Source organism: Pseudomonas sp. NPDC096950, assembly GCF_044762525.1.
GTDB lineage: Bacteria > Pseudomonadota > Gammaproteobacteria > Pseudomonadales > Pseudomonadaceae > Aquipseudomonas.
On sequence record NZ_JBIWEL010000008.1, the window covers coordinates 40,645 to 66,079 of the forward strand.

The 25,435-nt window shown below is 61.4% G+C and carries 26 protein-coding genes; 13 read left to right on the top strand and 13 right to left on the bottom strand.

All coding sequences use genetic code 11. From position 1 onward, the window contains the following. Window positions 1–8 precede the first annotated feature (8 nt). On the top strand, window positions 9–1,676 hold the full coding sequence (locus ACIQY3_RS14800) for a ShlB/FhaC/HecB family hemolysin secretion/activation protein (protein WP_403020562.1): 1,668 nt from the start codon (window positions 9–11) through the stop codon (window positions 1,674–1,676). 223 nt (window positions 1,677–1,899) lie between these two features. On the opposite strand, the gene ACIQY3_RS14805 is transcribed toward ACIQY3_RS14800, so the two are convergent. The 3 genes from ACIQY3_RS14805 to ACIQY3_RS14815 all read right to left on the bottom strand — a co-directional run bounded on the left by ACIQY3_RS14805 (window position 1,900) and on the right by ACIQY3_RS14815 (window position 2,854). Continuing rightward, window positions 1,900–2,307 (bottom strand): response regulator, encoded by a 408-nt coding sequence (locus ACIQY3_RS14805; protein ID WP_403020564.1) that lies wholly within the window; start codon window positions 2,305–2,307, stop codon window positions 1,900–1,902. A 71-nt stretch (window positions 2,308–2,378) separates the two neighbouring features. Then, window positions 2,379–2,591 (bottom strand): Flp family type IVb pilin, encoded by a 213-nt coding sequence (locus ACIQY3_RS14810; RefSeq protein ID WP_403020569.1) that lies wholly within the window; start codon window positions 2,589–2,591, stop codon window positions 2,379–2,381. A 53-nt stretch (window positions 2,592–2,644) separates the two neighbouring features. Next, window positions 2,645–2,854, bottom strand: a complete 210-nt coding sequence (locus ACIQY3_RS14815) for a Flp family type IVb pilin (RefSeq protein ID WP_054043993.1) — start codon at window positions 2,852–2,854, stop codon at window positions 2,645–2,647. A gap of 330 nt (window positions 2,855–3,184) precedes the next feature. Here ACIQY3_RS14815 and cpaB point away from each other — a divergent pair, with 330 nt between their 5' ends. From cpaB to ACIQY3_RS14855, 8 genes are read left to right on the top strand one after another with little or no spacing between them, the layout of a single operon-like run. After that, a complete protein-coding gene (gene cpaB / locus ACIQY3_RS14820; protein ID WP_403020573.1) occupies window positions 3,185–4,132 on the top strand; it encodes a Flp pilus assembly protein CpaB in 948 nt (315 codons plus the stop codon). A gap of 20 nt (window positions 4,133–4,152) precedes the next feature. Next, window positions 4,153–5,376, top strand: coding sequence for a type II and III secretion system protein family protein (locus ACIQY3_RS14825; protein ID WP_403020576.1), 1,224 nt, complete (start codon window positions 4,153–4,155; stop codon window positions 5,374–5,376). Beyond that, window positions 5,373–6,563 carry a CpaE family protein gene (locus tag ACIQY3_RS14830; RefSeq protein ID WP_403020579.1) on the top strand — a complete coding sequence of 397 codons (1,191 nt, stop codon included), beginning with the start codon at window positions 5,373–5,375 and terminating at the stop codon, window positions 6,561–6,563. Before ACIQY3_RS14825 ends, ACIQY3_RS14830 begins: the two co-directional genes overlap by 4 nt. After that, on the top strand, window positions 6,560–7,828 hold the full coding sequence (locus tag ACIQY3_RS14835) for a CpaF family protein (RefSeq protein ID WP_403020581.1): 1,269 nt from the start codon (window positions 6,560–6,562) through the stop codon (window positions 7,826–7,828). The genes ACIQY3_RS14830 and ACIQY3_RS14835 overlap by 4 nt, the downstream gene beginning before the upstream one ends. Window positions 7,829–7,846: 18 nt before the next feature. Further along, window positions 7,847–8,731, top strand: a complete 885-nt coding sequence (locus ACIQY3_RS14840) for a type II secretion system F family protein (protein WP_403020583.1) — start codon at window positions 7,847–7,849, stop codon at window positions 8,729–8,731. A 1-nt stretch (window position 8,732) separates the two neighbouring features. Next, on the top strand, window positions 8,733–9,617 hold the full coding sequence (locus tag ACIQY3_RS14845; protein ID WP_403020585.1) for a type II secretion system F family protein: 885 nt from the start codon (window positions 8,733–8,735) through the stop codon (window positions 9,615–9,617). 25 nt (window positions 9,618–9,642) lie between these two features. After that, window positions 9,643–10,365: a tetratricopeptide repeat protein gene (locus tag ACIQY3_RS14850; RefSeq protein WP_403020587.1), complete on the top strand. Its 723-nt coding sequence runs from the start codon at window positions 9,643–9,645 to the stop codon at window positions 10,363–10,365. A gap of 9 nt (window positions 10,366–10,374) precedes the next feature. Next, window positions 10,375–10,638 carry a DUF3613 domain-containing protein gene (locus tag ACIQY3_RS14855; protein WP_403020590.1) on the top strand — a complete coding sequence of 88 codons (264 nt, stop codon included), beginning with the start codon at window positions 10,375–10,377 and terminating at the stop codon, window positions 10,636–10,638. Between the two features lie 154 nt (window positions 10,639–10,792). Here the strand turns inward: ACIQY3_RS14855 and ACIQY3_RS14860 are convergent, their stop codons facing one another. Both ACIQY3_RS14860 and ACIQY3_RS14865 read right to left on the bottom strand, forming a co-directional pair. Beyond that, the gene (locus ACIQY3_RS14860; RefSeq protein ID WP_403020593.1) at window positions 10,793–11,578 is read right to left on the bottom strand and encodes a response regulator transcription factor; all 786 of its coding nucleotides are present in this window, start codon (window positions 11,576–11,578) and stop codon (window positions 10,793–10,795) included. Between the two features lie 126 nt (window positions 11,579–11,704). Continuing rightward, window positions 11,705–12,175 (bottom strand): prepilin peptidase, encoded by a 471-nt coding sequence (locus tag ACIQY3_RS14865; RefSeq protein ID WP_403020596.1) that lies wholly within the window; start codon window positions 12,173–12,175, stop codon window positions 11,705–11,707. 75 nt (window positions 12,176–12,250) lie between these two features. On the opposite strand from ACIQY3_RS14865, the gene ACIQY3_RS14870 reads away from it, so the two are divergent. Together ACIQY3_RS14870 and ACIQY3_RS14875 are read left to right on the top strand one after the other, a co-directional pair. Beyond that, window positions 12,251–12,697 (top strand): TadE/TadG family type IV pilus assembly protein, encoded by a 447-nt coding sequence (locus ACIQY3_RS14870; RefSeq protein ID WP_403020599.1) that lies wholly within the window; start codon window positions 12,251–12,253, stop codon window positions 12,695–12,697. Next, complete coding sequence (locus tag ACIQY3_RS14875; protein WP_403020601.1) at window positions 12,694–15,444, top strand: ATP-binding protein; 2,751 nt, start codon at window positions 12,694–12,696, stop codon at window positions 15,442–15,444. The genes ACIQY3_RS14870 and ACIQY3_RS14875 overlap by 4 nt, the downstream gene beginning before the upstream one ends. Here the strand turns inward: ACIQY3_RS14875 and ACIQY3_RS14880 are convergent. From ACIQY3_RS14880 to ACIQY3_RS14900, 5 genes are all read right to left on the bottom strand, one after another. Continuing rightward, window positions 15,441–17,273, bottom strand: a complete 1,833-nt coding sequence (locus tag ACIQY3_RS14880; RefSeq protein ID WP_403020603.1) for a pilus assembly protein TadG-related protein — start codon at window positions 17,271–17,273, stop codon at window positions 15,441–15,443. The genes ACIQY3_RS14875 and ACIQY3_RS14880 overlap by 4 nt on opposite strands. A 617-nt stretch (window positions 17,274–17,890) precedes the next feature. Continuing rightward, entirely contained in the window at window positions 17,891–18,448 is a 558-nt protein-coding gene (locus ACIQY3_RS14885) for a DUF4136 domain-containing protein (RefSeq protein WP_403020605.1), read from the bottom strand. 55 nt (window positions 18,449–18,503) lie between these two features. Then, window positions 18,504–19,118, bottom strand: a complete 615-nt coding sequence (locus ACIQY3_RS14890) for a DUF4136 domain-containing protein (protein ID WP_403020608.1) — start codon at window positions 19,116–19,118, stop codon at window positions 18,504–18,506. Window positions 19,119–19,130: 12 nt separating this feature from the next. Further along, the gene (locus tag ACIQY3_RS14895) at window positions 19,131–19,880 is read right to left on the bottom strand and encodes a methyltransferase domain-containing protein (protein WP_403020610.1); all 750 of its coding nucleotides are present in this window, start codon (window positions 19,878–19,880) and stop codon (window positions 19,131–19,133) included. Beyond that, window positions 19,880–20,182, bottom strand: a complete 303-nt coding sequence (locus ACIQY3_RS14900) for a MazG-like family protein (protein WP_223449972.1) — start codon at window positions 20,180–20,182, stop codon at window positions 19,880–19,882. Before ACIQY3_RS14900 ends, ACIQY3_RS14895 begins: the two co-directional genes overlap by 1 nt. 262 nt (window positions 20,183–20,444) lie before the next feature. Between ACIQY3_RS14900 and ACIQY3_RS14905 the strand changes: the two genes are divergently transcribed. Together ACIQY3_RS14905 and ACIQY3_RS14910 are read left to right on the top strand one after the other, a co-directional pair. Continuing rightward, the gene (locus ACIQY3_RS14905) at window positions 20,445–20,738 is read left to right on the top strand and encodes a hypothetical protein (RefSeq protein ID WP_123402334.1); all 294 of its coding nucleotides are present in this window, start codon (window positions 20,445–20,447) and stop codon (window positions 20,736–20,738) included. 164 nt (window positions 20,739–20,902) lie between these two features. Further along, the gene (locus ACIQY3_RS14910; RefSeq protein ID WP_403020613.1) at window positions 20,903–22,252 is read left to right on the top strand and encodes an MATE family efflux transporter; all 1,350 of its coding nucleotides are present in this window, start codon (window positions 20,903–20,905) and stop codon (window positions 22,250–22,252) included. Here the strand turns inward: ACIQY3_RS14910 and ACIQY3_RS14915 are convergent. From ACIQY3_RS14915 to ACIQY3_RS14925, 3 genes are read right to left on the bottom strand one after another with little or no spacing between them, the layout of a single operon-like run. Continuing rightward, a complete protein-coding gene (locus ACIQY3_RS14915; RefSeq protein ID WP_403020617.1) occupies window positions 22,246–23,121 on the bottom strand; it encodes an alpha/beta hydrolase in 876 nt (291 codons plus the stop codon). The genes ACIQY3_RS14910 and ACIQY3_RS14915 overlap by 7 nt on opposite strands. A gap of 18 nt (window positions 23,122–23,139) precedes the next feature. Then, window positions 23,140–23,937, bottom strand: a complete 798-nt coding sequence (locus tag ACIQY3_RS14920; protein WP_403020619.1) for a DUF4123 domain-containing protein — start codon at window positions 23,935–23,937, stop codon at window positions 23,140–23,142. Continuing rightward, on the bottom strand, window positions 23,934–25,226 hold the full coding sequence (locus tag ACIQY3_RS14925; RefSeq protein ID WP_403020621.1) for a contractile injection system protein, VgrG/Pvc8 family: 1,293 nt from the start codon (window positions 25,224–25,226) through the stop codon (window positions 23,934–23,936). Before ACIQY3_RS14925 ends, ACIQY3_RS14920 begins: the two co-directional genes overlap by 4 nt. Between the last annotated feature and the right edge of the window lie 209 nt (window positions 25,227–25,435).

The following is a 25,435-nucleotide window of genomic DNA, read 5'->3' on the forward strand; positions in this document are numbered from 1 at the left end:
AGTGTCCTATGCGCGTTACGGCTTCCCTGCTGTGCCTGACCGTCAGTACTTTCGCTTTCGCCGACACCCTTCCCACTTTTCTCAACAGTAACGAAACCATCCGCAACCTCCCCGTGCCGAACCTGCCCGCCGACGCTTACCGCCCGAAAGCCGCGCCGCCGCAGGTACCGGACCCCGGCGCCCCCCAGGCCCAACCGTTGATGATGGGCACCAAGGTCACGATCAAGACCGTGCAGATCGAAGGCGGGACGCTTTACCCGCTCAACGAACTGGCGACGCTTTATCAACCCCTGCTCGGGCATGAAACCAGCCTCGCCGAGTTGATCGAAGCCACCCGTGGCATCACCCGCCGCTATCAACAGGATGGTTACTTGCTGTCCTACGCCTTTCTGCCGCAGCAGGATTTCAGCCAAGGCGTGGCGCGGGTGGTGTTGGTGGAAGGCTACATCAAGGACTATCAAGTGCAGGGCGACCTCGGACGGGTCAAGGGCCTGCTGGACAAGCTGGTGGCCAAACTCCAGGCCGAACGACCGCTGACCCGCAAGACCTTCGAGCGCTACACCACGTTGATGACCCGCATCCCCGGCGTAACCGTGCAAGCGCAAGTACCGCCACCGGGCACCACCGACGGCGCGGCGTACCTGGCGGTGCAAGCCAGTCGCAAACCGTTCACCAGCAGCCTGAGCACCACCGAAGACAATCGCAATGGCACCCAGGCCTTGCTTGGCATCAGCAGCAATTCCCAGACCGCCATGGGCGAACAGTTGAGCCTCAGCGGATTGTTTCCACCGGGGCATGACGATGAGCATTACTACCGCGCGGACTACAACCAGTTCCTCAACGCCGAGGGCACGCAACTGAGTTTGTCCGCTTCACGCTACCGCGCCGATCCCGGCACCAATGTGCTGCTCGACAATGGCCTGGAACTCAAGCCGCACCGGGAAAACGATCGCTACTCCATCGGCTTCAGCCACCCGCTGATCGCCTCGCCGACGCAACAACTCAGCGCCGGTGCGCGGCTGTATGCGGTCAACGACAAAACCCGCTACGACGTGGTTAACGACCCACGCAGCGTCGAAGTGCGCACCGACATCCGCGCCCTCGCCTTTGAGAGCGACTGGCGCCAGGCCGATGCCCGGCAACTGCGGATTCTCAGTGGGGGCGTATATCAGGGCCTCGACAGCATGGGGGCGAAAACCAATGCCGACGTGGACCTGAATTTCTTGCGCCTGCGGTTATCGGGGGTGCAGAGCGACAAGTTCTTCGACAACTGGCAAGGCGTGCTCTCGGGTGCGTTGTACTGGAGCGACGACACCCTGCCCGACAGTGAACGCGCGGTGTTCGGCGGACAGAATTTCGGTCGCGGCTACCCCGACGACCAGGCGTCCGGCGACAAGGGTTGGGGCGTGGCGTATGAGGTGAACTACAGCTTCAACCGCGACGGCAACTGGGTGCGGGTGCTGCAACCGTATGTGGTGCTGGACCGCTCCAAGACCTGGTTCAATCAGTTACCGGTGCAAGGCAACAGCTTGTCCTCGGCGGCGGTGGGATTGAGGTTTGGCGATGCGAAGTACTACAACATTGCGCTGGAAGCCGCCAAGCCGATGTCGGATGAAGCGCTGGATACGTTCAACCGACGGCCGCGGTATAGCGTGAGTTTCAGTTATCAGTTGTAGGCGAGATTTTCAGTGAGTCAGGTAGAACCACCCCTCACCCCAACCCTCTCCCCAAGGGGTAGAGGGGGCTGACCGAGGTGTTCTTTCGAGCTACATCGACCTGAAGAACCGAGTCGAACTCAGGCTTTGAAAAGCTTGAAGATCTGCTCCCTTTCCCCCTCTCCCCTCTGGGGAGAGGGTTGGGGTGAGGGGTGGCTTTAGAGAGCGCCACAAAATTGGAAACTCAACCACCAATCACCACCGGCAGCGGAAACAGATTGTTCAGCGTCTCCAGCAACCGCACGTGATAGATCGGCTTGCGAAACAGGTCGAGCACCTGCAAGCGCAGCATGTCGCTGACATCTTCCATGTCCGCATGCCCGGACGTGACGATCACCGGCAGGTGCTGGCGCGAGGTGTGTTCGCGCAGGCGCTTGATCAGCGACATGCCGCTCTCCTCCGGCATGCGCAGGTCCGTGATGACCAGGGCGATATCGGGGTTGCGTGTCAGATGATGCAAGGCGAGCTTGACCGAGGTGGCTGTAAAGCAACTGAAGCCCTCGCCCTCCAGCAATTCCGCCAGCTCCAGCAACGCATCCTCTTCGTCGTCAACCAGAAGCAACTGTTGGCGCGGCGGCGAGGAAGCGTTCATGGGCAGTACCTGAGAACTGAATGTAGGACCGAGTGTAGCGTGTCATTCACCCACTGCGCGGTTCGCAGTGGTCAGGGGGTTTGCACCGGCGCGGTCTGGGCCGTTCCGCCCAACGCCACCAGCACACTGTTGAAAATCGCCAGGACCTTGGCGCCGACCGGGGTGATGAACACCACGACCACCACCGCGACCATGGCCACCACGATCGCGTATTCGATGGCCGAGGCGGCTTCGGTGTTATTCAGGAATAGACGTGCCCGCAGCATCAGGTATTCAAAGAGCATGGCGTTCTCCTTTGTGCCGCAGGCACTCAGTCAACATCAATCCAAATCCTCGACTAAGGCACCACAGGTTTGACGACCGCCGTACCCCCCAGCGATGTCAGGACCGCGTTGAAGATGTTCAGGACTTTGGTACTGACCGGCGACACAAACACCACGACCACCACCGCCACCATGGCTACCACAATCGCGTACTCGATCGCCGATGCGCCTTCAGTGCTTTTGAAGAACAACCGGGCTCTGAGCAACAGATATTCGAGAATCATACGTCTACTCCTTCGCGCCTCTGGCGCCGACGAAACGGTACTGCGACAGGGTTTCACTGTGCCATCAGAGCATTGCCAACAAACCTGCGACCAACAACTGTAACAACGGATTAATCACAAAGTATTAGTCGAAATCCACGGTCGAAAATCTACGGTTAATTGGCCAATTCTCAGTACTTTGTACAGATATTTTCGGGCCCGTAATGGCGTTTTGATTTAGATCGACTAGCGTGGAAATAGCGAAATAGTTGCATGTTCATAGCTGCCTGATTGCGAAAACGCCCCGTCAGGAATGCGGGTTGTTCATGCAGCAGGAAAGGGAGAGCCGTCATGAACAGCCGCGTCACCATAGGCCTTGCCGGCTTGCTTTTGCTCGGGGCGATTTTTGTCGGTTATTGGGGGTTGGTGCTCAGTCGCCAGCCGGTTCCTGTCGCTGTACCCGCCTCCCCGCCGACCGCCGCCGTGAGCGTGGAAAAAACCGTTGCCGCCGCCGAAGACCAGACCCGTCAACCGGTGGTCGTGCTGACCCACGACGTGCCGCCGTTCACTCCGCTGACCGCCGCCGACCTGGCCGTGGAAAAACTCCGCAACCCACCCGCCGGCAGCCTGAACAACCTCGACCAGGCCATCGGCCGCACGCCCTGGCGCCACCTCAGCGCCGGCACCTGGCTCAGCGATGACAGCTTTGAGGCCGGCGGCACCCTGGCGCGGATGATCCGCAGCAATGAACGCGCCCTCGCCGTGGCGGTGGACGAAGTGATCGGCGCCGCCGGGCAACTGGTGCCGGGGGACTACGTGGATGTGCTGCTGTTTCTGCGCCAGGACACCAGCAACTTGCAGCAGTCGGCACAGATCGTGGTGCCCGCCATGCGCGTGCTCGGGGTGGGTGAACAATTCGGCCTGACCAACGATGGTCAACCGGCCACGCCGGCCCTGAGCGCCGACGACAAACTCAAACAGGATCAACGTCGCGTCGCCGCGCGCACCGTGGTGCTGGCGGTGCCCGAACAACTCTTGAGCCGGTTGATGCTGGCGACCCAGGTCGGCACTTTGCGCCTGGCGGTGCGCAGCAGTGAAGAGCAACGCCTGGCGAAATACTGGGCTGGCGAAAACGAGTCGCCGGGCAAGCTCGACAGCGCCAACAGTCAGCTCTTCCAGTTCACTCAACTGGCCCTCGGCGCCGCGCCAAAAGGCCCGGCCAGTGGCGGTCATGGCGGGACAACACGGCCCGCCATCGAAGTGATTCGCGGCAATCAGCTGACGCAACAAACCCCATGACTGATCAAGGATGCTGCTGCATGCAGAGTCGTTCCATGCCGATGTTCAAATCCGCATTCTGGGCCTTGATGCTGCTGGCGCTGCCCCTGGAAAGCGCCTTCGCGGTGACCGGCAATTGCGCCGCGCTCGGGCGTTTGCCGCCGGTGATCGAGATCGGCGAAGGCCTGCAACAGGACCTGCAATCGCCGGTGGCAATCACTCGCCTGGCCATCGGCGATCCGAAAATTGCCGACGTGCACCCCAATGGCAACAGCGCATTCCTGTTGACCGGCATGGCCCCCGGCGCCACCAGTCTGATGATCTGGACCGCCTGCGCCAGCGAACCGCGCCAGAGCATGGTGTTCGTCCAGGGCCGCGCCACCGCCGCCCTCACCGGCGACACGCTGCTGCCGTCCGATGACCCATCGCTGCCGTCACAGGTGCAAACCGATATCCGCTTCGTCGAAGTCAGCCGCACCAAACTCAAGGAAGCCACCGCGTCATTGATCGGCACACGGGGCAATTTCCTGTTCGGGGCGCCGGGCACTTTGCCGGCCATCGACGGTGTGGTGACGCCCAAACTGCCGGTGGATAACAGCCTGTTCAACTTCTCGTGGATCGGCGGCAAAACCATGATGATCATCAATGCGCTGGAAGGCAGCGGCTTCGCCTATACCCTGGCGCGGCCGAGCCTCGTGGCGCTCAGCGGACAGAGCGCAAGCTTCCTTGCCGGTGGCGAAATCCCGATTCCGGTGCCTAGCGCCGGCAGCGATAACGTGTCTATCGAATACAAGGAGTTCGGCATTCGCCTGACCCTGACGCCGACCATCATCGGCCGCAATCGCATCGCCCTGAAAGTCGCGCCGGAAGTCAGTGAACTGGATTTCAGCAACGCCGTGAACATCGCCGGCACTACGGTCCCGGCCCTGACCATCCGCCGCACCGACACCAGTATTTCCCTGGCCGACGGTGAAAGCTTCGTCATCAGCGGCTTGATCAGCACCACCAACAGTTCCCAGGTGAACAAGTTTCCGGGGCTGGGCGACATCCCGGTTCTGGGGGCATTTTTCCGCAGCTCACAGATCAATCGTGAAGAACGGGAGTTGCTGATGATCGTCACCCCGCACCTGGTTCAACCCCTGGCCGCCGACGCTCAATTGCCGTCGTTGCCGGGGGAGAAACTGCGCAACTACGACCCGAATTTCTACCGCATGTTTTTCCTGGAAAACGGCAACTTCGACAAACGCAGCGGACTGTCGCAATGAGCCAGAGCCTGAGCCAGACCTTTCTCGCCATCACCCGCAACAGCACCGACCTGGAGTGGCTGCAAGGCGCCCTCGCGCCCCTCGGCCAAGTGGTCAGCGCCGGTGGTGGCAGCCTCGACGAGTTGCTGGCCCTGGTGGACGTGACCTTCGCCAGCCTGGTGTTCGTCGGCCTCGACCGCGAACACGTGGTGGCCCAGAGCGCGCTGATCGAAGGTGCCCTGGAAGCCAAACCGATGCTGGCCATCGTCGCCCTCGGCGACGGCATGGACAACCAATTGGTGCTCAATGCCATGCGCGCCGGGGCGCGGGATTTCGTCGCCTATGGTTCGCGCTCCAGCGAAGTCGCCGGGCTGGTGCGGCGCCTGAGCAAACGCCTGCCGCCCGTGACGCCGAATACGCAACTGGGTGGCCTCACCGTGTTGTATGGCACCCAGAGCAATGGCGACGGCGCACTGTTGGCCAATCACCTGGCGCTGGTGGTGCAAAAGAGCGGGCAACAAACCTTGCTGCTGGACCTCGGGCTGCCCCGTGGCGACAGCCTGGCGTTGCTGGGGCTGGAGAGTTCGTTTCACTTCGGCGACGCGTTGCGCCACTTGCGCCGCCTCGACGCGACGCTGATCGACAGCGCCTTTACCAGCGCCGAAGCCGGGCTGCGGATCCTCGCCTACGCCAGCAATGACGCACCGCTGGAAAGCACCAGCGCCGCCGAGCTGTACATGCTGCTCAGCGCCCTGCGCCAACACTTCCAACACATCGTGGTGAACCTCACCGGTCAACCGGACAGCGAAGCCCTGCGCACCTTTGTCAGCCATTGCGACAAGTTGCTGTGGTACAGCGACCAGAACGTCCTCGACTGCCGCCGCAACCTGGCGGTGCTCAACCTGTGGCGGGAAAAAGGCATGAAGCTCGACCACGGGCGCCTGTTGGTCGACCGCTACCTGGGCCATATCGCCCCGGATTCGGAAACCCTCGGCAAGACCTTCAACCTCGAAGTCATCGCTGTACTGGCCTACAGCCCGGAAGTGCGGCTCAACGCGAAAAACCAGGGCATCACCCTGTTCGAACTGGCGCCCAGAGAGAAACTCACGCAGAGCCTGCGCACCCTCGGCGAACGACTGGCCAAGCGCTCCGAAGGCCTGGCCAAACCCAGGACCGGTTGGTTCGACCGCTTGAGGGGCGCGCAATGAGCAGCGAAAAACTTTTCGGCGCGCCCCAGCGCAGCACCGCCGGCAACGCCGATCATGAAGGCCTGAAACTGGTGCTGCACCGCTACATCATCGACGCCATCGAAGAGTCCGGGAAAAACCTGCTGGAAGGTTCGCGGCAACTGCTGTCGCAGTTCGTCACCGACAAAGTCGCCGAATACATCGCCCGCCTGCACCTGGCGATTTCCCGCTATGAAATGGAGCGACTGGCCGAAGAAATCGTCGACGAACTCACCGGTTTCGGGCCGCTGGAAGTCTTGCTGCGCGATCCCGCAGTCACGGAAATCCTGGTCAATGGCCCGCACCGGGTGTTCATCGAGCGTGACGGCGTACTGCACCTGAGCGATTTGCGGTTTATCGATGCGCACCATGTGGAGCGGGTCATACAGCGCATCCTCGCACCACTGGGGCGGCGGCTTGATGAGTCCTCGCCGATGGTCGATGCACGCATGCCGGACGGCAGCCGGGTCAACGCGATCATTCCGCCGATTGCCTTGGACGGCCCCTGTCTGTCGATTCGAAAGTTTCGCAAGGACATGCTCAAAAGCAGCGACCTGGTGGCGATGCAAACCATCGACCAATCGATTTTCGAGTTCTTTCAAAACGCCGTCGGCAAGCGCTGCAATATCCTGATCAGTGGCGGCACCGGCACCGGCAAAACCACGCTGCTGAATATTCTCAGCCAGTTGATCAACCCTCACGAACGGCTGGTGACCATCGAAGACGTGGCCGAATTGCAACTCGGCCACCCGCATGTGGTGCGCCTGGAAACCCGGCCGCCGAATGCCGAGGGTCACGGTGAAGTGAAAGCCAGCGACCTGATTCGCAACGCCCTGCGGATGCGCCCGGACCGCATCATCCTCGGCGAGATTCGTGGCGTCGAGGTGCTCGACGTGCTCACCGCGATGAACACCGGCCACGACGGTTCGATGAGCACCGTGCACGCCAACAACGCCCAGGACGCGTTGCTGCGCCTGGAAACCCTGGTTGGCCTCACTGGGCGCGCGGTGGCGGAGCGCACCTTGCGCCAGATGATTTGCGCGGCACTCGACGTGATCATTCAACTGACGCGCATGCCCGATGGCCGGCGCTGTGTCAGCGAAGTGGTGGAAGTGGTCGGCGTGCGCGAGGACGTCTATGTCACCAATACCCTGTTCCGCCTCGACCGGCGCACCGGTATCGGTTTCCTGCGCGAAGCAGTCAATCCGGCGGGTGACAAGCTGCGTCACGAGTTGAGCCTGGGCTGAATCCATGGAGCATTCGGCATGATAGTCCCGCTGATTCTCAGCCTGATTTGCGTGGTGCTGCTTGGGCTCTCGGTGTGGCTGTTTGTGCACGGGATCCGCAAGACCGGCAACGAACGGGTGCTCAGTCGACTGGCCCAGGGACAGCCGCAACTGGCGCCGGAAAAAACCACGTGGGTCGGTCTTGAGCGCATGTTTTTGCGGGCGGGTCTGGGTCGTCCCACCGAACGCCTGGGGTTGTGGCTGACACTGTGGGGCGTGGCGATGTTGCTCGGTTTTTTACTCGCCGATTGGGTCGGTTTGCTAACGCTGTTGTTCGCGCCGCCATTGGTTTTAAGGCTGTACATCTCATGGCTGTATCGCCGCCGCCTTAAACGCATGATCGAACAATTGCCGCAGCTGCTCGATCACATCGTGCGCAGCCTCAAATCCGGACGCACCCTGGCCGACGCGGTCATGGGCGGGATCGAGGCCAGTGAGGATCCGCTGAAACGCGCCATGGGCCGGGTCCAGCGCAACGTGCAGCTCGGGGTGAATTTGCCGGACGCCGTCAGTGACTTCGCCGAGCTCTATGAACAGGACGAACTGCGCATGTTTGCCCTCGGCCTGAAGGTCAATCATCGCTACGGCGGCAACGCCAGCGAGTTGCTGGAGAACCTGATCAAACTGATTCGCGAACGGGACCAGGGCGCCCGGCAATTGCGAGCCATGACCGGTGAAACCCGCATGACGGCGTGGGTGCTGGGTTCGTTGCCGATGATTCTGGTGAGTTACTTCATGCTGACCAATCCCGGCTACATGCTCGGCATGTGGCACGACTCGGGCGGCCAGACCATGTTGATCATCGCGGTGGTGCTGCAGGTGGTTGGCTGCCTGGCGCTGTGGCGCATGTTGCGGAGTGTCTGACATGGTCTTGCTGGCGAGTCTGATGCTGTTGCTCGGGGCCTTGCTGCTGGTGGCCAACCACTTGCTGCAAGAGCGTCGGCGAGTGCGACAGGTGACCCAGCGCCTTCAAGGGCAATTGGTGCGGGAGAACCGTTTCGGCAGTTGGCTGCGGGTGCTCGGCAACAGCAGGTTTGGCCAGCGCTCGGTCAGCATCGACAGCGAAACCCAGACTCTGCTCAGCCGCCTCGGTTGGCGACGCGCCAATGAGCGCGCGGTATATGCGGCGTGTCAGATCGGCACGCCGTTGTTGATGTTGGGGCTGGGACTGTTCTTGAAAGAAATGTTCTTCCCCCTCGCCGCTAACGGCTGGTTGCTGCCGATGTTTGGCACCGGCCTCGGTTACTTGCTGCCCAAACGCCTGCTGGCCTATGCGGCTGCACGTCGGCAGCAAACCATCGCCGTGGAAATCTCCACCTTCATCCCGCTGCTGCGCATCCTCTTCGAGTCGGGCATGGCGGTCGAACAAGCGCTGCGAGTGCTAAGCACCGAAGGGCAAAAACTCCTGCCGGAACTGACCAGCGAATTGCGTCTGATCCTGACCCGCGTCGACTCGGGTCTGGAGCTCAGCCAGGAATTGCACAAAGCCGCGCTGATGCTCGCGGTGGATGAGTTCAGTGACACCTGCGTGATCCTTGAGCAACTGATTCATCAGGGCGGCGGCGCGATGAAATCCCTGCTGGCGCTCAAGCAACTGCTCGACGATCGGCGCCTGACGCGGCTGCAGGAATACATTTCGAAAATGTCGGCCAAGATGTCCGTGGTGATGATGCTGTTTCTGTTTCCAGCCCTGTTGATCGTACTGGCCGGACCCGGATTTACCGCGATTACCCGGGCGTTTGCGTCTTGAATCGCGCACTTATTGAGGGAGAGAGATGAAAGCATTGATCGCTGCAGTGAGCCTGCTGATGCTCGCCGGTTGCGCCACTGACGGCCAGGCGCCGTGGTCGGCGATGATGTCGCCGGCCAGTTGCAGCAAGTTGAGTTCCGATCAGGAATTGGCGTTGAACCTAGCCGATGATCTGGCCAGCGACGGCAAGCTGCACGCCAGCCTGGCCAATTTGCAGAGCCTGCCCGACAACCTCAGCGAGGTACGTTTGCGCAAGGCCAAGGTCTATCGCCTGCTGGGGCGCAGCGAGGCGGAACCGTTATATCGCAGCCTGTTGGGGACGTGCTTGTCGGCGGATGCGGAACAAGGCCTGGGCCAGTTGTTCGCCGCGCGGGGCGACTACGGCCAGGCCCAGGCCCACCTGCAACGCGCCGCTCGCTTGGCGCCGACTGACGAAAAAATTCGCAATGATTTGGGCGTGGTCTACCTCAACCAGTTGCGCCTCGAAGACGCGCGTTTTGAATTCCTTACCGCCATCGAACTCAAGCAGCACGACACGCTGGCGGCGGCGAATCTGGTGACGTTGCTGCTGTATCAGGACAACTGGCAGCAAGCGGCGGAAGTGGTCAGCCGCTCGCATTTGACGCCGGAACAATTCACCGATGCCCAGGCCCGGGCGGAGAAACTCAAGCAGCCGGGCAAGGGCAAAGCGGCGGTGGGTGATCAAGTGGCGACGGTGACGGATGCCCAGCCAACGTCGGTTAAATAGGAGTTGGCGATGATGAAATTATTCGGCTTGAGCCTGTTGATACTCCCGCTGAGCGCGATGGCCATCGACGCCGGCCCGTCATCACCGCAACAGCAGGAAACCGAGAATTGGCTGGTGCTGCAAAGCCGCAACAAAGCCGCATCCAAAACACCGCAAACCGCGAGCGCGGCGGAGCGGGAAGAGGCGATGCAGCGTTGGTTGAAGAAGTATCGGTATGAGATTCCGGATTTGTACGACCCGGACGCGGGCGGGAAGATTGAAATCAGCAAGTAGTGCGCCGTTCACAGATCCTTTGTTCGCCGAAAATCAACTGTGGGAGCGGGCTTGCTCGCGAAGGCGGTGTGTCTGGCGACATTGATGTTGAATGTGCCGACGCTTTCGCGAGCAAGCCCGCTCCCACAGTTTTGATTGGGGGCAGCCAGGGGATTTAGTGGGCCGTGACGCGCTGGCGCATTCCGGAGTTACTCGGCGAGAGTGCCAGCGCCAGTTGCGTGCGGTTGTGCATATGGGTCAACCGCAACACCTGCGACACATACAGCTTCACCGTGTTCTCGGTAATCCCCAACTCACAGGCAATCTGGTAATTGGTCTGCCCCTTGCCGACCAACCGCGCCACATCCAGTTGCCGGGGTGACAGTTGATTGAAGATCGACGGCATCTCTTCCTGGTCGGCCTGGCTGACCACGAAATCCCCGGGCCCGGAAGTCGAACGCGGATTGCGGCGCACTTTGTCCAGGTCCTGATAAAGATCATCGATCGACTCGGACAGGTATTGCAGCTTCTGATTCAGGTGCCCCAGTTGCACGTCTTTCTGGCGCTCCTGCAACGCCACTTCCTGACGTTGCAAACCCTCGAGCAACTCATCCAGATCAATCGGTTTCTGGTAGTAATCGGCAATCCCGGCGCGCAAGGCTTTGATCACATCCTGTTTGTCGGCGCGCCCGGTGAGCATGATCGCCTCGAACGCCCGATGTCGCCCGCACAGCCGTTGCAGTTCTTGTACAAGCTGAATGCCGTCCATGTCTGGCATGTGCAAATCACACAGCACCAGACCGATGTCCGGATCCTGTGTGAAGCGCTCCAGGGCCTGCGTACTGGATTCACAAGGCACACAGCGATAACCGCTGCTCTCCAGGAATTCACACAGTTCTTCGACGATCAGTGGCTGATCGTCAACCACAAGGACTTTTACCGCAGACGTAAGCTTGTTCACGTGCTACTCCATGCAGGCTGAAAGCTGACCATTCCTGTACTAATAGCCACCAGTTGTATAACTACTCTAACTTTGAAAGTAGACGCACTTTCCGACTATGTACATAGAACTAGTGGCTTCTCGCGACTAATGGATCCAAAACAGCGTACACACCATGCCCACCAACACGAACGGCGCATATGGCTGTTTTTCTGACCATTTTGGATTTACATGTCGGACGCCATGTTTAAGCCTTTGATTCATATGGAGCCAGACTTTTGGCGCAAGCACTAACCACAACACGCTTGCCGCTCCAGCACCGATAAAGGCACCAAGCACGTGAATACCGTCGGTCGCCAGGCCCAAAGCTGTCATTAGTTTCACATCGCCGGCGCCCATTCGCTTCATCGCGTAGCCCGGCAAGGTGAAGGCCAGCGCCAGTAAAAACGCCCAACCGCCCTGCTTTGCCTCCGCTCCGAGCCAGGTGCTGCCGGTCCACAGCAGATACGCCAGTGCTGCCGCACCAGCGCCGAGGGTCAGGACGTTGGCGATATGGCGGTGGCGCGCATCCTGAACCGCGCACAGGGTTAGCCAGACAATCACGACAAGGCTCTGCATCCGGTAAAAACCGTCCGTTTTGGCTGAATGATTCTATGCTGATATTACGCAGTGATTGTCAGGGTAGACGCACTCATGAAAGCAGGCCTCCCCAGCAAGCAAAAAGGCGCTGTGGCGATTGAGTTCGCCTTGGTGTTCGTGATCTTTTTCGCGGTGTTTTACGGTTTGGTCAGCTACAGCTTGCCGTTCGTGCTGATGCAGTCATTCAACCAGGCCACCGCCGAAGCGGTGCGCCGCAGTGTGGCGGTCGATCCCAATACCCCCGGCTACGCGACGGTGGTGCAAAACACCGCGAACGCCACGCTGCAACAGCAATTGGCGTGGGTGCCGACCGCGCTGAACCTGGTGATCGGCGTGGATACCAGCGCGGTCTACGACACCAGCAAAGGCACCCTGACCGTCAGCGTGAATTACCCCACCAGCAAGTTGAATCAGGTCATGCCGTTTCTGGTATTGCCGGGCGTGGGCACGGTGCCCAACCTGCCAACCAACCTGAGCGCTACGTCGAGTCTGCAATTTTGACCTCCGGGGACAAGCTTTTCGCTCGCTTGCTCAAGCGCCCCGCCATACCCGCTGTCGAGGCGCCCGAGCCGTTGCTGGTGCAACCGCAGGGTTTGCATGTGCATCTGGATGACGAAGGTCACGTGTTGCACATGGCCGGGCCGCTGCGGCACTCGCTGGCCCAACAACCGCCCAACGATCAGCCGTTGCCGCTGCATCGCTACGTGCAAGTTCATAGCACCCTGTCGATCGAGGGTCAGCCCGCCGACTGGCAGGGTCAAAGCCTGGACCTGGATTTCCTCGGGCTGGCCGACCAGACCTTGCACCTGCGCGGCTGGGTGCAACCGTGCGCCGGTGGCTGGTTATTGCAGTTGATGGACATCGGCGACCTGTTGCTCGAACGCCATCAAGCCCACAGCCGCGACGAATGCCACGCCGTGGCCGGGCAGATCAGCGAACACCTGCGCGCGTGCAGCCTGGCGCGGTTGCCGGTGATCGTCAGCGAACAACTGCAAATCATCGCCCAGCGCTGGCACATGCCGTGCGTGGCCCTGGCCTTGCTCGACGAACAGGAAGAAGGCTGGCAGATCCATCGCCAGTTCAGCGCCCATGACGCTCCACAGCTGTGGCAAAACGATCAGCGCCTGGGCACGGTGCTCGACAGCTTGAACGGCTCCGCCCCCCAGCGTTTGAGCATCAGTCACGGCAGCGAACACCTGCGCGTGCAAGACGTGTTCGGCAACGCCGAGGGTTTTGCCGTGCCCTATAGCGATGACCACGGGGTTGCCGCGTGGCTTTTGTGCGGTTTTTACCCGGTGCATGAACACGCGCCAGATTTGGGTGACCGCGACTGGCTGCTGCTGGTCAGCGCACTGGCCGGGCCGTTGCTCGGTCGTTTGCGCGAGCAGCACCACCACTTGCAACTGGAGCGACTGGAATCGCTGCAAGTCTTGCTGGGCACGGGATGGTGGGAAGCCTTCGGCGCCAGCGATGAGATTCTTTTGGCGCCATCCCTCGCTGCCACTTTGCACCTGGACAGTGCCCGCCTGACGCTGAATGACTGGTTGCTGCAAATTCATCCCGCCGATCGTGAAGAGATGCGCAGTCGCCTGCACGCGTTGCAACAACACGGCGAGCCGTTGACCCTGTGCGTGCGCCTGCACCGCTGCGACACCGAGCACCATCCGCTGTGGTACAGGCTGCAAGGCCAGGCCATCGGCAGCGGAGACAGTCAGCGGCTGGTGGGTTTCATGCTCGACATCAGCGACATCAAGAATCAGCAGCAACACACCGCCGCCGCCCATGCGCGGCTGGACAACCTGATCGCCAGTTCACCGGCGGTGATCTACGTCCAGCGCTATGTCGAAGGCGCGTTGCACCCGACGTTTTTCAGCGCCAGCCTCCAGCCGCTGTTGGGTTGGAGCCTGGAAAACTGTGACGCTGCGGCGTTGATCGAGCGCGTCCACCCCGAGGACCGCGACCGCTACTTCGAACGCACTCGCCACTTGCTGCGCGAAGGTTCGGTGCGCGCCCGTTATCGGCTGCGAGACTGTCGCGGCGATTACCATTGGCTGCTCGACGAGGCCAAGTTGTTGCGCGATGACCTCGGGTTGCCGGTGGAAGCCGTCGGCCTGTGGCTGGATGTCACCGAGGCGACCCTGGCCGCCGAGCAAGTGAAACAGAGCGAAGAGCGTTATCGGATTCTGGTGGAGGATTCCCCGGCGATGATCTGCCGTTATCGCCCGGACCTGACCCTGAGTTTCGGCAACCGGCCGCTGGCGATTTACCTGGAATGTGAACCTGAACAACTGCCCGGCATGAACCTCGGCAGTTGGATGTCGGAGGAACAGCGCGAGGCGTTTCTCCAGCGGCTCAGCCTTTTGACCCTGGAGCACCCGGTCAGCAGCGCCGAAATCAACCTGCAACTGCCGGGGCGCGAGCACGCCTGGTGGATCTGGTCGGATCGCGGGGTGTTTGACGAACAGGGCCGCTTGCTGGAAATCCAGGCCGTGGGCCGCGACAACACCGAGGTCCGACGCTCCCAACAGCAACTGACCCAGAGCGCGAAAATGGCCACCCTCGGCGAAATGGCCACCGGGCTGGCCCATGAAATCAACCAGCCGCTGAACGTGATGCGCATGGCCATCGTCAATGTGCTCAAGCGCCTGGGCAGCGGCGAGGTGCAAATCGATTACCTGACCGACAAGCTCAACCGCATCGACGCCCAGGTCCAGCGGGCGGCGCGGGTGGTGGATCACATGCGCGTGTTTGGCCGTCGTTCGGAGGTCGAGCAGCACCCGTTCAACCCGGTCGACGCCATCGAAGGCACGCTGTCGCTGCTGGCCGAAGGCATGCGCGGCAAAGGCGTGGAACTGCGGGTCAGCGAAACCGGGTTTACCGTGCAGGTGCGCGGTTATGTCGATCAACTGGAGCAGGTGCTGATCAATCTGATGGTCAATGCGCGGGATGCGCTGTTGAGCAAGCGCGAGGGTGATCGAGAGTTCAAGCCGTGGATTTCTGTGTATGCCGAGCGCGATGCGCGATCGGTGCGACTGTGGGTCGAGGACAATGGCGGCGGTATCGATCCGCGCTTGCTGGAGCGGATTTTCGAGCCGTTCTTCACCACCAAACCGGTGGGTGTGGGGACCGGGCTGGGGCTGTCGGTGAGTTATGGGATTGTCGAGAACATGGGCGGACGGCTGAGTGTGAACAACTCGGTTGATGGGGCGCGGTTTTGTATCGAGTTACCGATTTATCAGGACGATTAGATCACCAGATACGCCTTGCCGGGCTGGCCGCAACTGAGGTTGGCGCCGACCTGGATTTTCCCGACTTCGATGCCCAGGACTTTCAGGACATTGTTCAGCAGGTTGTCCAGCAGCGGACTCAGGATTGAATTCAGAGTCGTGGTCAGCAGCGATATCACCCCGTTGAGCAGCGTGTTCAGGGTATTGAAAACAATCGCCAACAGTGGACCTGGGTTGAACGTCGGTGTGTGCAGGATCAATTGCACACCATTGACCGCTTGCGACAAACCGGCAATCGCGTTGGAGGCGGTCAGGGTGTAAGGCGGATCCGAGGGAGCCAGCCCGACTTTTGGCGGGTTGATAAACGTGGTGCTGGCGCTGGTCTGCAAGGCCGGACTGTCGATCCGCAGCTCCGCGCCACCGCCCGAGAAGGGAACGCCGGCATAGCGTAGATCGAGCAAGGTCACGGGGCTGACACTCATGGGCGAGGTCGATGAAGCCCAGTCCGAATTGATCCGCCCAACGCGCAACTCAGCCACGGCGGTGGTGGTGTTGGCGGTCAGGCTTTTATTGGTGTCGCTGACGCAAGTGTAATCGGTGACGTAACTGTTGCCGCCACCTGCTTCAAGACTGACGTCCAGAATGGGATTGGGCAGGACGTACAGGTCCAACCCCAGCAGTCCGGTGACCACCGACAAGGTACTGGTTACGACACCGATCAGGTTGGTGACCAGGGACAAATCCAAAGACACCAGCACCCGGACCTGGGCGGTCCGCACATAGATTCGATTGGCGCCCAATGGCGCCAGTTTTGCCAGGGCGGGATTGCCGACCACCGAAAACTGCGAGGGCTCGATAACTTTCAGCCTCGCGGTAGCGCCGAGGCCCAATCCCAGTAAATTTACGGGGATGGTGCCTGCGACGGCACTCTTGCTGTTGCCGAGTTCGAGAAAGGCCTGGACCAGTTGCAGCGCGTTCACGCTGGCATTCAGGGCGGCAGACGTGGTGCCGGTCTGCAGATTCAAGATATCACCCAAGTGCACCTTGGCCGGACTGACCACCGCGCTGACTAATGAATTCAGACCGAGTTGTACATCCGCAGTCGCGCCATTGAGGCGAGCCACGGTGGCGGCGGCCTGCAGCAATTGGCCCACGGTGGCATCGGCGCCGAGCAGTTGGGTGTAGTTGCCTGCCGTGACGTGCAGGTCGATGGCGAGCTGATCCATGAAGTTGAGCAGGTTGATGTTGGCGGCGAGCAAACCGTTCCAACTGGCGACGGTCAGGTTGATCGGTACTCCCCCGGTGGCGGAGCTGATTCCGTTCAACAGGTTGACGTCGACCAAGGTGCTGCGAATCGTCAATTGGGCCACCGGCGGCACCGGCAGCGCGGCTACGGCCGTGGCGTTGAGCTGCGTGGTCAGGTTGACCGACGTACCGCTGACCAGGGCCTGCACACCGCCGGCGAAACTGGTGGTGACGGTGCGGCTGGCAACGACTCTGATCGCTGCGGCCTGGGTGGCATCCACGGTGAAAGTGCGCAACCCAGTAGCCGCCGTCAGCAACGTGCCGCAGGTGGTGGCGAGGGTGTTGCTGGCGTCGAGGGTGAAGCCGTTGCGGGTCGCACTTTGGTTGGCATAACTGGCGGCAGTGAGCCCCGGCAAGCAGGTGCCGCCACGGCTGACGGCTTCCAGCGCGGCGGTGTCGACCACCCGCTGCAGTTTGCGTTGCTCCATGTAGAGCCGGCCGGTGTCGACCACCAATAGCATCAACAACAGCGCCAACCCTAGGGTCACCGCCGCCATTAACCCGATAGCCCCCCGTTGCCGGGCCGGGCCGCGAAACTGCGACATCGCGCACTCCTTTGCCGGCGCACTGATTCGTGCCGCCTCCATTGGTGAAATGCAGTGTAGACAAGGGTTGGCGAGGTTGCTGGCCACACGCCAGCGCAGACCACATTGGGTCTTTGGTGAACACTAAAATTATGTTTGGCAGCACTCCCCTGTGGGAGCGAGCCTGCTCGCGAAGGCGGTTTGTCAGTCACATCCTCGTTGAATGTGCTGCCTTCTTCGCGAGCAGGCTCGCTCCCACATTGGATCTTCATGGGCACGGAATCAGCGTACGGCGCAAATCCCCTGTGGGAGCGGGCTTGCTCGCGAAAGCGGTTTGTCAGTCACATCCTCGTTGAATGTGCTGCCTTCTTCGCGAGCAGGCTCGCTCCCACATTGGATCGTCATGGACACGGAATCAGCGTACGGCGCAAATCCCCTGTGGGAGCGGGCTTGCTCGCGAAAGCGGTTTGTCAGTCACATCCCTGTTGAATGTGCTGCCGTCTTCGCGAGCAAGCCCGCTCCCACATTGGATCTTGGTGGACACGGAATCAGCGTACGGCGCAAATCCCCTGTGGGAGCGGGCTTGCTCGCGAAAGCGGTTTGTCAGTCACCACAGATCCCACATTGAATGGCGGTGTTTAGCGCGGTGGGTAGTTGGCCAGGATCCGGCTTACGGTTTCGCGCACGGCATTGCTGCGGTCCGTCGGGTTGGGGGTGCTGCTGAGCATTTGCTCATCGCTGCCGCGCCACACCAGTTTGCCGTCCTTGCCGTCGAGCAGGTCGATCTGGATGGTCGCCACTTTGTAGCTGATGTTGCGGGTTTCGTTGTACATCGGCCCGCCCCAATAACCATTCCACGGACCGCCCCAACCGCCGCCGTAATTGGTGGTCACTTGTTGCTGGCGGTCTTCGACAATCAGGTAGGCCTGCACGCTCACGTCACCCTTACCGCCCGCAGCGGCCGGGCGCAAGCCGCGTTGATCCAGTTGATCGGCCACGGCCTGGCGAATCCGTTGTTCGGTGAGATCGCTCTTGATCCGTGGGTCATCGGGGCGGTATTGCAGGGCGGGTTCTTTCCAGCTCCAGCTGCGATAGGCGGCGAAGTCGCGGCTGGCATCGAAGTCATGATTGACCTGGTGGGCCGCACAGGCACTGAGCAGCACGGCCACGACCAGTAAAGCGAGGGGGCGGAACATGATAATTCTCCGTTGGAAGACAAGAACCATGGGAATGCTTCTTATCTACAAGAAGCTAACTGGGAGGATACGCCGACATTGCCTTTTCCACAGCCTCCCGAATCGCATCGGCGCGCTGACTTTGATTGCCCTGGCTGGCGGTTTCGGCACTGGCGCTCCAGACCGGCTGGCCAGTGCCCGCGTCGAACAGATCGACCCGCACCACCACAACCTGTTCCTGATAAGTACGGACGATCGGCACGCTGTTGTACATGCCGTAACCACCGCCGTAACGGTTGTAGCCGCCATAACCGCCGCCGTAATAACCGTAGTCATCCTGAACCTGGCGCAAGCGGGTTTCCAGGTGCAGGTTGGCGCTGACAAACAGGTCCGCCGGGCGATTGTCGTGCAATGGGCGCAAGCCGCGCTGATCGAGGGCATTGCTCACCGCTTCAGCCACCTGCGCCGAATCCGCCCAGGCCGAGCCCGGCGGCAGTTGCCCGTTAAGCCAGGCCCAACTGCGGTAGCGCCCGTAATCCCGGGGTGGCGCCGGATAAGCGCTGCGGTCAAAGGTATTCGCCGCTTGCGGTGGCGCCGGAGGCAAGGGGTTGGATGTCGCCACATACGGGTTGCTGCCTTGGCAGGCCGCCAACCCCAGACACATCAGCAATAACCCTGAACGCGCTTTCATTTCGTTCTCCGATCAGATCGGCCGGCAGATCCAGTGCAAATAGCGCCCAAGCCCGGCAAAGCTTGGGTGACGACGGTGGGCCAGCTCCATTTCCAGCAAGTCCACCAGTTCGGCGCGGGCCTGGAATTCCACCGGCATGTAGTCGTGAAAAACCCGCACCCCGCTCTGGGTTTCGACCTGCCACATACCTTCAAGTTGCGCCGCCAGTTCTCGTGGATCAAGTGGCTGCTGTGGGGTCAGGCTCTGCTTCTCGCCAGCCATGTCGTTCTTGCGCATCTTGCGGAAGTGGCCCTTGAGCAGGTTGCGGTAGATCAGCGCGTCGCGGTTGTAGAAGGCCAGGGACAACCAGCCATCCTTGGTGGTGAGCTGATGCAACACCGGCAGGATCGCGTGAGGTTCGGCCAGCCATTCCAGCACGGCGTGGCACAGCACCAGGTCGTAGGGTTCGGTGAGCTGGCCGAGCAAATCCTGCCACGGCGCCTGGATGAAGGTCGCGTGCTGCCCAGCGTCAGCGAAACGCTGGCGAGCGCCTTCGAGCATCGGCGCGGCCGGTTCGGCGAGGGTAACGTCATGCCCGCGCTGGGCCAGCCACAACGACATGTGGCCCAGGCCAGCGCCGATGTCCAGCACCCGCAGCGGGCGGTCAGGCAGGGTTTCGGCGAGGTCGGCTTGCAGCACCGCCAGGCGGATCGCGCCTTTGGCCCCGCCGTAGATTTTCTCGGCGAAGCGGGTCGCCAACTGATCGAAATGACGGTCGCTCATCAGCTGAACCGCCGTTCGCTGTCCGCGAGTTTGCTGCGCACCACTTCGTTCATGTCCAACCCCAGCTCGCTGCACAACAGTAATAGATAGAGCACGATGTCGCCGACTTCCTGCCCGGCATGCGCCAGTTTGTCCGCCGACAACTGGCGCGACTGGTCTTCGGTCAGCCACTGGAAGATTTCCACCAGCTCGGACATTTCCACGCTCGCGGCCATGGCCAGGTTTTTCGGGCTGTGAAATTGCCGCCAATCATTGCGGTCACGAATGGCGTGCAGGCGTTCGGTCAGTTCAACAAGGTTCATCGGGCTCTCCTGAAGGCGTATAGCTTCGGGGGGATGGGCAATGAAGGCAAGCGGCACAGATTGAAGGCTTTTCCTGTGGAAGCGGGCTTGCTCGCGAAAGCGGTTGGTCAGTCACATCGATGTTGGATGTGCCGCCTTCGCGAGCAAGCCCGCCCCCACAGGTGCAAGGCAAACCCTCTATGCTAGAAGGGAACTCGGCACCGCGATCCATGGCCCAAGTCTGGCGCGGCAAACTTGCCACCACTTTCATCAGGACGCCCACATGCAGGTAGAAAGTTTTTTCGAATGGCTCGGCCAGGCACTCGGTTCGGTCATCCGCTTTATCGTCGACGGCCTCAGTGGCCTGTTCAACATCCTGAGCCACGCCGGCGGCAACTTTGTCGAAGGGCTGTCCCGGGCACTGGGCATGGACACGTCGATCATCAGCATCATCGCGCTGATCCTCGGGCTGATGCTGTTGTGGTCGGCGATCCGGGCGTTCATGAATGCGTCGATCATCATGGGGATTATCTGGTTGTTGCTGGGGCTTTGGTTGCTTAGCTGGATAATCCACTAACACCGCCAATCTCCCCTGTGGGAGCGGGCTTGCTCGCGAAAGCGGTGTGCCAGGCGACTTAAATGTCGGATGTCAGTCAGCCTTCGCGAGCAAGCCCGCTCCCACAATGGATCCCTGCGGAATCAGATGTATCGCTACAATGCCCGCTCCCCCAAGGAGCCCGCATGTCCAACCTGATCGCCGACTGGCGCGACCGCCCGACCCACCGCAAGGTCTGGGCACTCGCCGCGCCCATGATCCTTTCGAATATTTCCGTACCGCTGGTGGCGCTGGTCGACAGCACCGTCATCGGTCACTTGCCCCACGCCCATCAATTGGGCGCCGTCGCGATGGGCGCCAGCCTGTATACCTTTCTGGCCTGGGGCATGGGTTTTCTGCGCATGGGCACGACGGGTTTCGCCGCCCAAGCAGCAGGGCGCGAGGATGGCGCGGCGTTGCGGCAGATTTTGTTGCAGGGTCTGTTGTTGGCGATGGGACTGGCCATCGTGCTGGGGGCGGCGGGGATTCCGTTGAGCGGCGTCGCGCTGCATTTCATGCAGCCCTCGGCAGAGCTGGATCAACTGACCCGGGAGTTTTTCCACACCCGATTATTTGGCCTGCCCGCCGCGCTGGCCAGTTATGCGTTGGTCGGCTGGTTCCTCGGCACCCAGAATGCCCGGGCGCCGCTGGCGATTCTGCTGGGCACCAACCTGGTGAACATCGCACTGAACCTGTGGTTTGTCCTCGGACTGGACTGGGGCGTGGTCGGCGCGGCGCGTGCATCAGTGATCGCCGAGTGGACCGGCGCACTCATCGGCCTGCTCATGACCCGCAAAGCCCTGCGCGCCTATCCCGGCCATATCGCCTGGGCCGCCCTGGCGCTGTGGCAGAGCTGGCGCCCGTTGCTGGCGGTCAACCGCGACATCTTCATCCGCAGCCTCGCGCTGCAATCGGTGTTTTTCCTGATCACCGTGCAAGGCGCGCGACTGGGTGATGCCACGGTCGCCGCCAACGCGCTGCTGCTCAACGGATTGTTGCTGACCGCCCACGCCCTCGATGGCCTGGCCCACGCTGTGGAAGCCTTGTGCGGCCACGCTATCGGCGCCCGGGATCGCGAGTCGTTGCGCCGTTCATTGGTGGTGGCCGCCGGTTGGTCATTGATCGCCAGCCTGGGCTTTGCCACGTTGTTCCTGTTCGCCGGGCACTTGTTTATCGAGATGCAAACCAACATCCAGACCGTGCGCGACACCGCGTTCATCTACCTGCCCTACCTCGCCGCCCTGCCGCTGCTTGCGGTCTGGAGCTATTTGCTCGACGGCCTGTTTATCGGTGCCACCCGCGCCCGGGAAATGCGCAACGGTATGCTGTTGACGGTGCTGCTGTTGCTGCCCTTCGCCTGGGCGCTGCAAGGCCTGGGCAATCATGGGCTGTGGATAACCTTCCTGCTGTTCATGTTGCTGCGCAGCCTGACCCTCGGTGCATTTGCCTGGTATTTGCGCAAGAACGATGGCTGGTTTACCGGCCGTGCTCACTGAGTCGGCGTAGCCTTGATGAAGGCGGTGACCTCGTCCAGCACCGGCGCCAAACCGCGCATGGGCCGGGACAGCGTCGCCACCAGCGTGGCGTGGCCGGTACGGGAGTAATACCGATCCTGAACCGGCACCCCAGCCGCGCGCAGTTTGCTCGCCAGACCACCGGTGTTGCGGGTCGGGTTGACCACGTCATCGTCCCTCGAAGCGATCAACAAGGCCGGCGGTGCACCGTGACTGACGTGATTGATCGGCTGGGATTGCGGCGGTGAGTCCGGCCAGAAAAACACCGGGCGCACCTCGGGATTCTGGATCGGCAGGAAATCATACGGCCCGGCCAGGCCGATCCAACCGCTGAGATCCCCCGGCGACATGCCCACCGCCCCCAGCAACTGCGGGTCCAGCGCCAGCATCGCCACGTTGTAGGCCCCGGAACTGTGGCCCATCAGGTACAACCGTTTCGGGTCACCGGAGAACTGGCGAATGTGTTCATGGGTCCAGGCCACGGCTTTGGCGCCATCCTCGAGAAACAACGGATAGCGCACCTGCGGATACAGCCGATAGTCCGCCAGCACCGCGACGATCCCTCGGGACGCCAGCGCCTCGCCGACAAAGCTGTAGTCGCTGCGCGAACCGCTGTTCCAGCTGCCGCCATAGAAAAACACCACCACCGGGGCGTTTTCCACGGGATGCCGGGGCACATACACATCGAGTTTCTGCCGTGGATCACTGCCATAGGCAATGCCTTCGGTCTTGTCGAAACTGCCGTCGGGTGTCAGGGCATTGAGCATTTTCAGCGGCGAGCACGCGCTGATCGCCGCCAGCAAAACACCGCCCATCAAAACGCTGAACAACCTGCGGATTGCGCTCGCCATGCGGATGAATCCTCTTGATCAGGGTTGATCGCCCTGCCACAGGTTGCGCAGGTGATCGAGCCGTTCCTGCTGGGTCAGCCCCTGCAATGTCTGCGCGGGCAATGCGCCGGGATGCTGCAAGCGTAGCCACAACCAGCCATCCAGCACCGGGCGCTCGCTGAAACCCAGCGCCAGGCCTTCCTGCACATGGGACCACAAGCGGTTGTAATCAGTGCCGGTGGATCGACTCCAGCGCCAGGTGTGTTGCTCCAACAGGCAGGTTTGCAGTTTTTCCCGCTGGCGAAGGCTGAGGGTTTGTTCGACCGCCAACGGGGTGACGGCCAGCCCGGGATTAAGCAGTTGCTGCCAGCCCTGACTGCCAATCGCCCGGTCAGCCCAGGTGCCACCGAACCAGCGCAACTGGCTGATCGGGCCGAGCCAGCGACTCAGTTCCTCGGCATCACAGGCATCGAAGAAGTAACTGGCGCATTGCGGGTTGTAATAGCTCAGCAACGCCCGGTGATGCAGGCCGAACGTCACCGTGAGCATGCGTCGCAAGTGCGCCAGCAGCTGCGCCGCCGGCGCCTCGCTGACCAACAACAGGCCTTGCCAGGTATGCGGCTCGCTGTAGCAAAACTCGAGCAGCGCCGGGTAATCCCGCAACTCCACCAGCACGGGGCCCTGCTCACGCAAGCTGTGCACCTCCGTCCCTTCGAACAACCAGAACCAGCGGACATCGCTGAATTGCTGCAACAACGTTGCCGCCGCCTGGGGTGCACCGGGCACATCCAGCAACAGCCATTGCGGGGTCGGGTCAGGCGTCTGTACGCCGATCATGCCGCACCGCTCTGACCAAACAACATCGCCGCCCGACAGGTGCAGACCTGCTCCCGGCAATGGCTGAAACTTCCGCCGCCGGGCAGCAGGCAAAGCAGCACCAAGGGCTCGCTGGATTGCAGCAAGGCCAGCAAGCCGTCGGGGCCTTGAGACTCAGGAGGTGGCACTTCAATGACTTCAACGGCTGGCGGGCGCTGAAGCAGCCCGGTGATCAGCGGTTGGTCCGGGTCGCCTTCGATGAAACTGACCACCACCTCGGCCCCCGCTCGCCATTGCGCCGTGCCTTTGAGCTCCGGGGCCAACGGCAACCAACAGTGACCGGGTTTTGCCCCTTCGCCCTGATAGAGCCAGTCGAATTGCACTGCCACCGGCCGCGACGGATCGGGATGCACCTCTTCGACATCGACGACCCAGGCCCTTTGCAAGCTGAGCATCCGCGGTTTCGCAGGCCCTTTGGTCGCCACCCAGGGTGCCTCCCAGGGCACGGCGCGGATCGTGTTGGAATAGGAAAACAGCGATTCCTGTCCGCCCTGATGCTCGACCTTGATCAGTCGCCACAGGTCATTCCACTCGCTGACCGGATGCCCGGCCAGTGGCAGCAACTGACCGGCGCGCAAGGTCGTCAGGTCTGTTCGGCCCTCAGCCACCGGCACCGCTTTCACGCCGAGTTGCACCTCGAACCGACACAGGGTTTCGTCCTGGAACACCAGCGTCTCAGCCCGGCGTGACAACCTGTGATCGTCACTGACAACCAGGCAATGCCCACGACGGGAATGCTCGAAATGGTAGTGAAGGCGTTCCTCGGCGCACAAGCGCTGGAAAAACTGCAAATCCGATTCGCGGTATTGCGTGCAGTAATCACGGGCCGGGTAATCACCACTCAACTCCAGCCGCCAATCCTTGCCGGCAATGCCGTGCTCCTTGAGCACTTGACCAAGAATCTGCGGCACCGAACGCGCACTGAAAATGCGCTGGCTGAAGCGCTGGGCCAAGCACGCCAGTTTCGGCCGCAGACGCACACGGCACAGCCGGGACAACACACCATGCTCACGCTGGACGAGTTGATGCAATTGCCCGTGGATACCATTTCCGGAGTCTTCAAACTGCAAGAACGCCGAACGATACAACAGGCTGGCAAGGTCCAGGCTCGGGTCATCGATCAGCAGATCCACCTCGAACTCAAACGGCTCGCTAATGGCTTCACTGCCGGTAAAGGCCAGGACCTCAAAGGCGTCGGGCAGGCCCGCTACATCCAGCCGAAAGGACGGCTCGTTGACTGGATCGAACATCGGCGATTCTCTACAGGAGGGGCGGCCGGGGATTCTCGCCGAGAGACATGGCCGAGTAGAGTGCCGAAGTACAACTTAGGAAATGACCTACGCGAAAAGAAGACCACATCGCTTTAATAGCCGTTGATGTCAGTCATTTCGCTTGGAAAGAGAGAGGTGTCTCACCAGGTCATCTGAAATTTCCGCAGCGTGCGGAACATTTTCAGACA

What these genes read in the sequence shown, in the direction of transcription:
- ACIQY3_RS14815 (WP_054043993.1), bottom strand. Translation starts at nt 2,854, where the DNA reads ATGATTCTCGAATATCTGTTGCTCAGAGCCCGGTTGTTCTTCAAAAGC.
- ACIQY3_RS14800 (WP_403020562.1), top strand. Translation starts at nt 9, where the DNA reads ATGCGCGTTACGGCTTCCCTGCTGTGCCTGACCGTCAGTACTTTCGCT.
- ACIQY3_RS14905 (WP_123402334.1), top strand. Translation starts at nt 20,445, where the DNA reads ATGCAGGTAGAAAGTTTTTTCGAATGGCTCGGCCAGGCACTCGGTTCG.
- ACIQY3_RS14915 (WP_403020617.1), bottom strand. Translation starts at nt 23,121, where the DNA reads ATGGCGAGCGCAATCCGCAGGTTGTTCAGCGTTTTGATGGGCGGTGTT.
- ACIQY3_RS14830 (WP_403020579.1), top strand. Translation starts at nt 5,373, where the DNA reads ATGAGCCAGAGCCTGAGCCAGACCTTTCTCGCCATCACCCGCAACAGC.
- ACIQY3_RS14825 (WP_403020576.1), top strand. Translation starts at nt 4,153, where the DNA reads ATGCAGAGTCGTTCCATGCCGATGTTCAAATCCGCATTCTGGGCCTTG.
- ACIQY3_RS14880 (WP_403020603.1), bottom strand. Translation starts at nt 17,273, where the DNA reads ATGTCGCAGTTTCGCGGCCCGGCCCGGCAACGGGGGGCTATCGGGTTA.
- ACIQY3_RS14835 (WP_403020581.1), top strand. Translation starts at nt 6,560, where the DNA reads ATGAGCAGCGAAAAACTTTTCGGCGCGCCCCAGCGCAGCACCGCCGGC.
- ACIQY3_RS14900 (WP_223449972.1), bottom strand. Translation starts at nt 20,182, where the DNA reads ATGAACCTTGTTGAACTGACCGAACGCCTGCACGCCATTCGTGACCGC.
- ACIQY3_RS14895 (WP_403020610.1), bottom strand. Translation starts at nt 19,880, where the DNA reads ATGAGCGACCGTCATTTCGATCAGTTGGCGACCCGCTTCGCCGAGAAA.
- ACIQY3_RS14840 (WP_403020583.1), top strand. Translation starts at nt 7,847, where the DNA reads ATGATAGTCCCGCTGATTCTCAGCCTGATTTGCGTGGTGCTGCTTGGG.
- ACIQY3_RS14910 (WP_403020613.1), top strand. Translation starts at nt 20,903, where the DNA reads ATGTCCAACCTGATCGCCGACTGGCGCGACCGCCCGACCCACCGCAAG.
- ACIQY3_RS14805 (WP_403020564.1), bottom strand. Translation starts at nt 2,307, where the DNA reads ATGAACGCTTCCTCGCCGCCGCGCCAACAGTTGCTTCTGGTTGACGAC.
- ACIQY3_RS14850 (WP_403020587.1), top strand. Translation starts at nt 9,643, where the DNA reads ATGAAAGCATTGATCGCTGCAGTGAGCCTGCTGATGCTCGCCGGTTGC.
- ACIQY3_RS14925 (WP_403020621.1), bottom strand. Translation starts at nt 25,226, where the DNA reads ATGTTCGATCCAGTCAACGAGCCGTCCTTTCGGCTGGATGTAGCGGGC.
- ACIQY3_RS14810 (WP_403020569.1), bottom strand. Translation starts at nt 2,591, where the DNA reads ATGCTCTTTGAATACCTGATGCTGCGGGCACGTCTATTCCTGAATAAC.
- ACIQY3_RS14855 (WP_403020590.1), top strand. Translation starts at nt 10,375, where the DNA reads ATGATGAAATTATTCGGCTTGAGCCTGTTGATACTCCCGCTGAGCGCG.
- cpaB (WP_403020573.1), top strand. Translation starts at nt 3,185, where the DNA reads ATGAACAGCCGCGTCACCATAGGCCTTGCCGGCTTGCTTTTGCTCGGG.
- ACIQY3_RS14865 (WP_403020596.1), bottom strand. Translation starts at nt 12,175, where the DNA reads ATGCAGAGCCTTGTCGTGATTGTCTGGCTAACCCTGTGCGCGGTTCAG.
- ACIQY3_RS14885 (WP_403020605.1), bottom strand. Translation starts at nt 18,448, where the DNA reads ATGTTCCGCCCCCTCGCTTTACTGGTCGTGGCCGTGCTGCTCAGTGCC.
- ACIQY3_RS14890 (WP_403020608.1), bottom strand. Translation starts at nt 19,118, where the DNA reads ATGAAAGCGCGTTCAGGGTTATTGCTGATGTGTCTGGGGTTGGCGGCC.
- ACIQY3_RS14870 (WP_403020599.1), top strand. Translation starts at nt 12,251, where the DNA reads ATGAAAGCAGGCCTCCCCAGCAAGCAAAAAGGCGCTGTGGCGATTGAG.
- ACIQY3_RS14920 (WP_403020619.1), bottom strand. Translation starts at nt 23,937, where the DNA reads ATGATCGGCGTACAGACGCCTGACCCGACCCCGCAATGGCTGTTGCTG.
- ACIQY3_RS14845 (WP_403020585.1), top strand. Translation starts at nt 8,733, where the DNA reads ATGGTCTTGCTGGCGAGTCTGATGCTGTTGCTCGGGGCCTTGCTGCTG.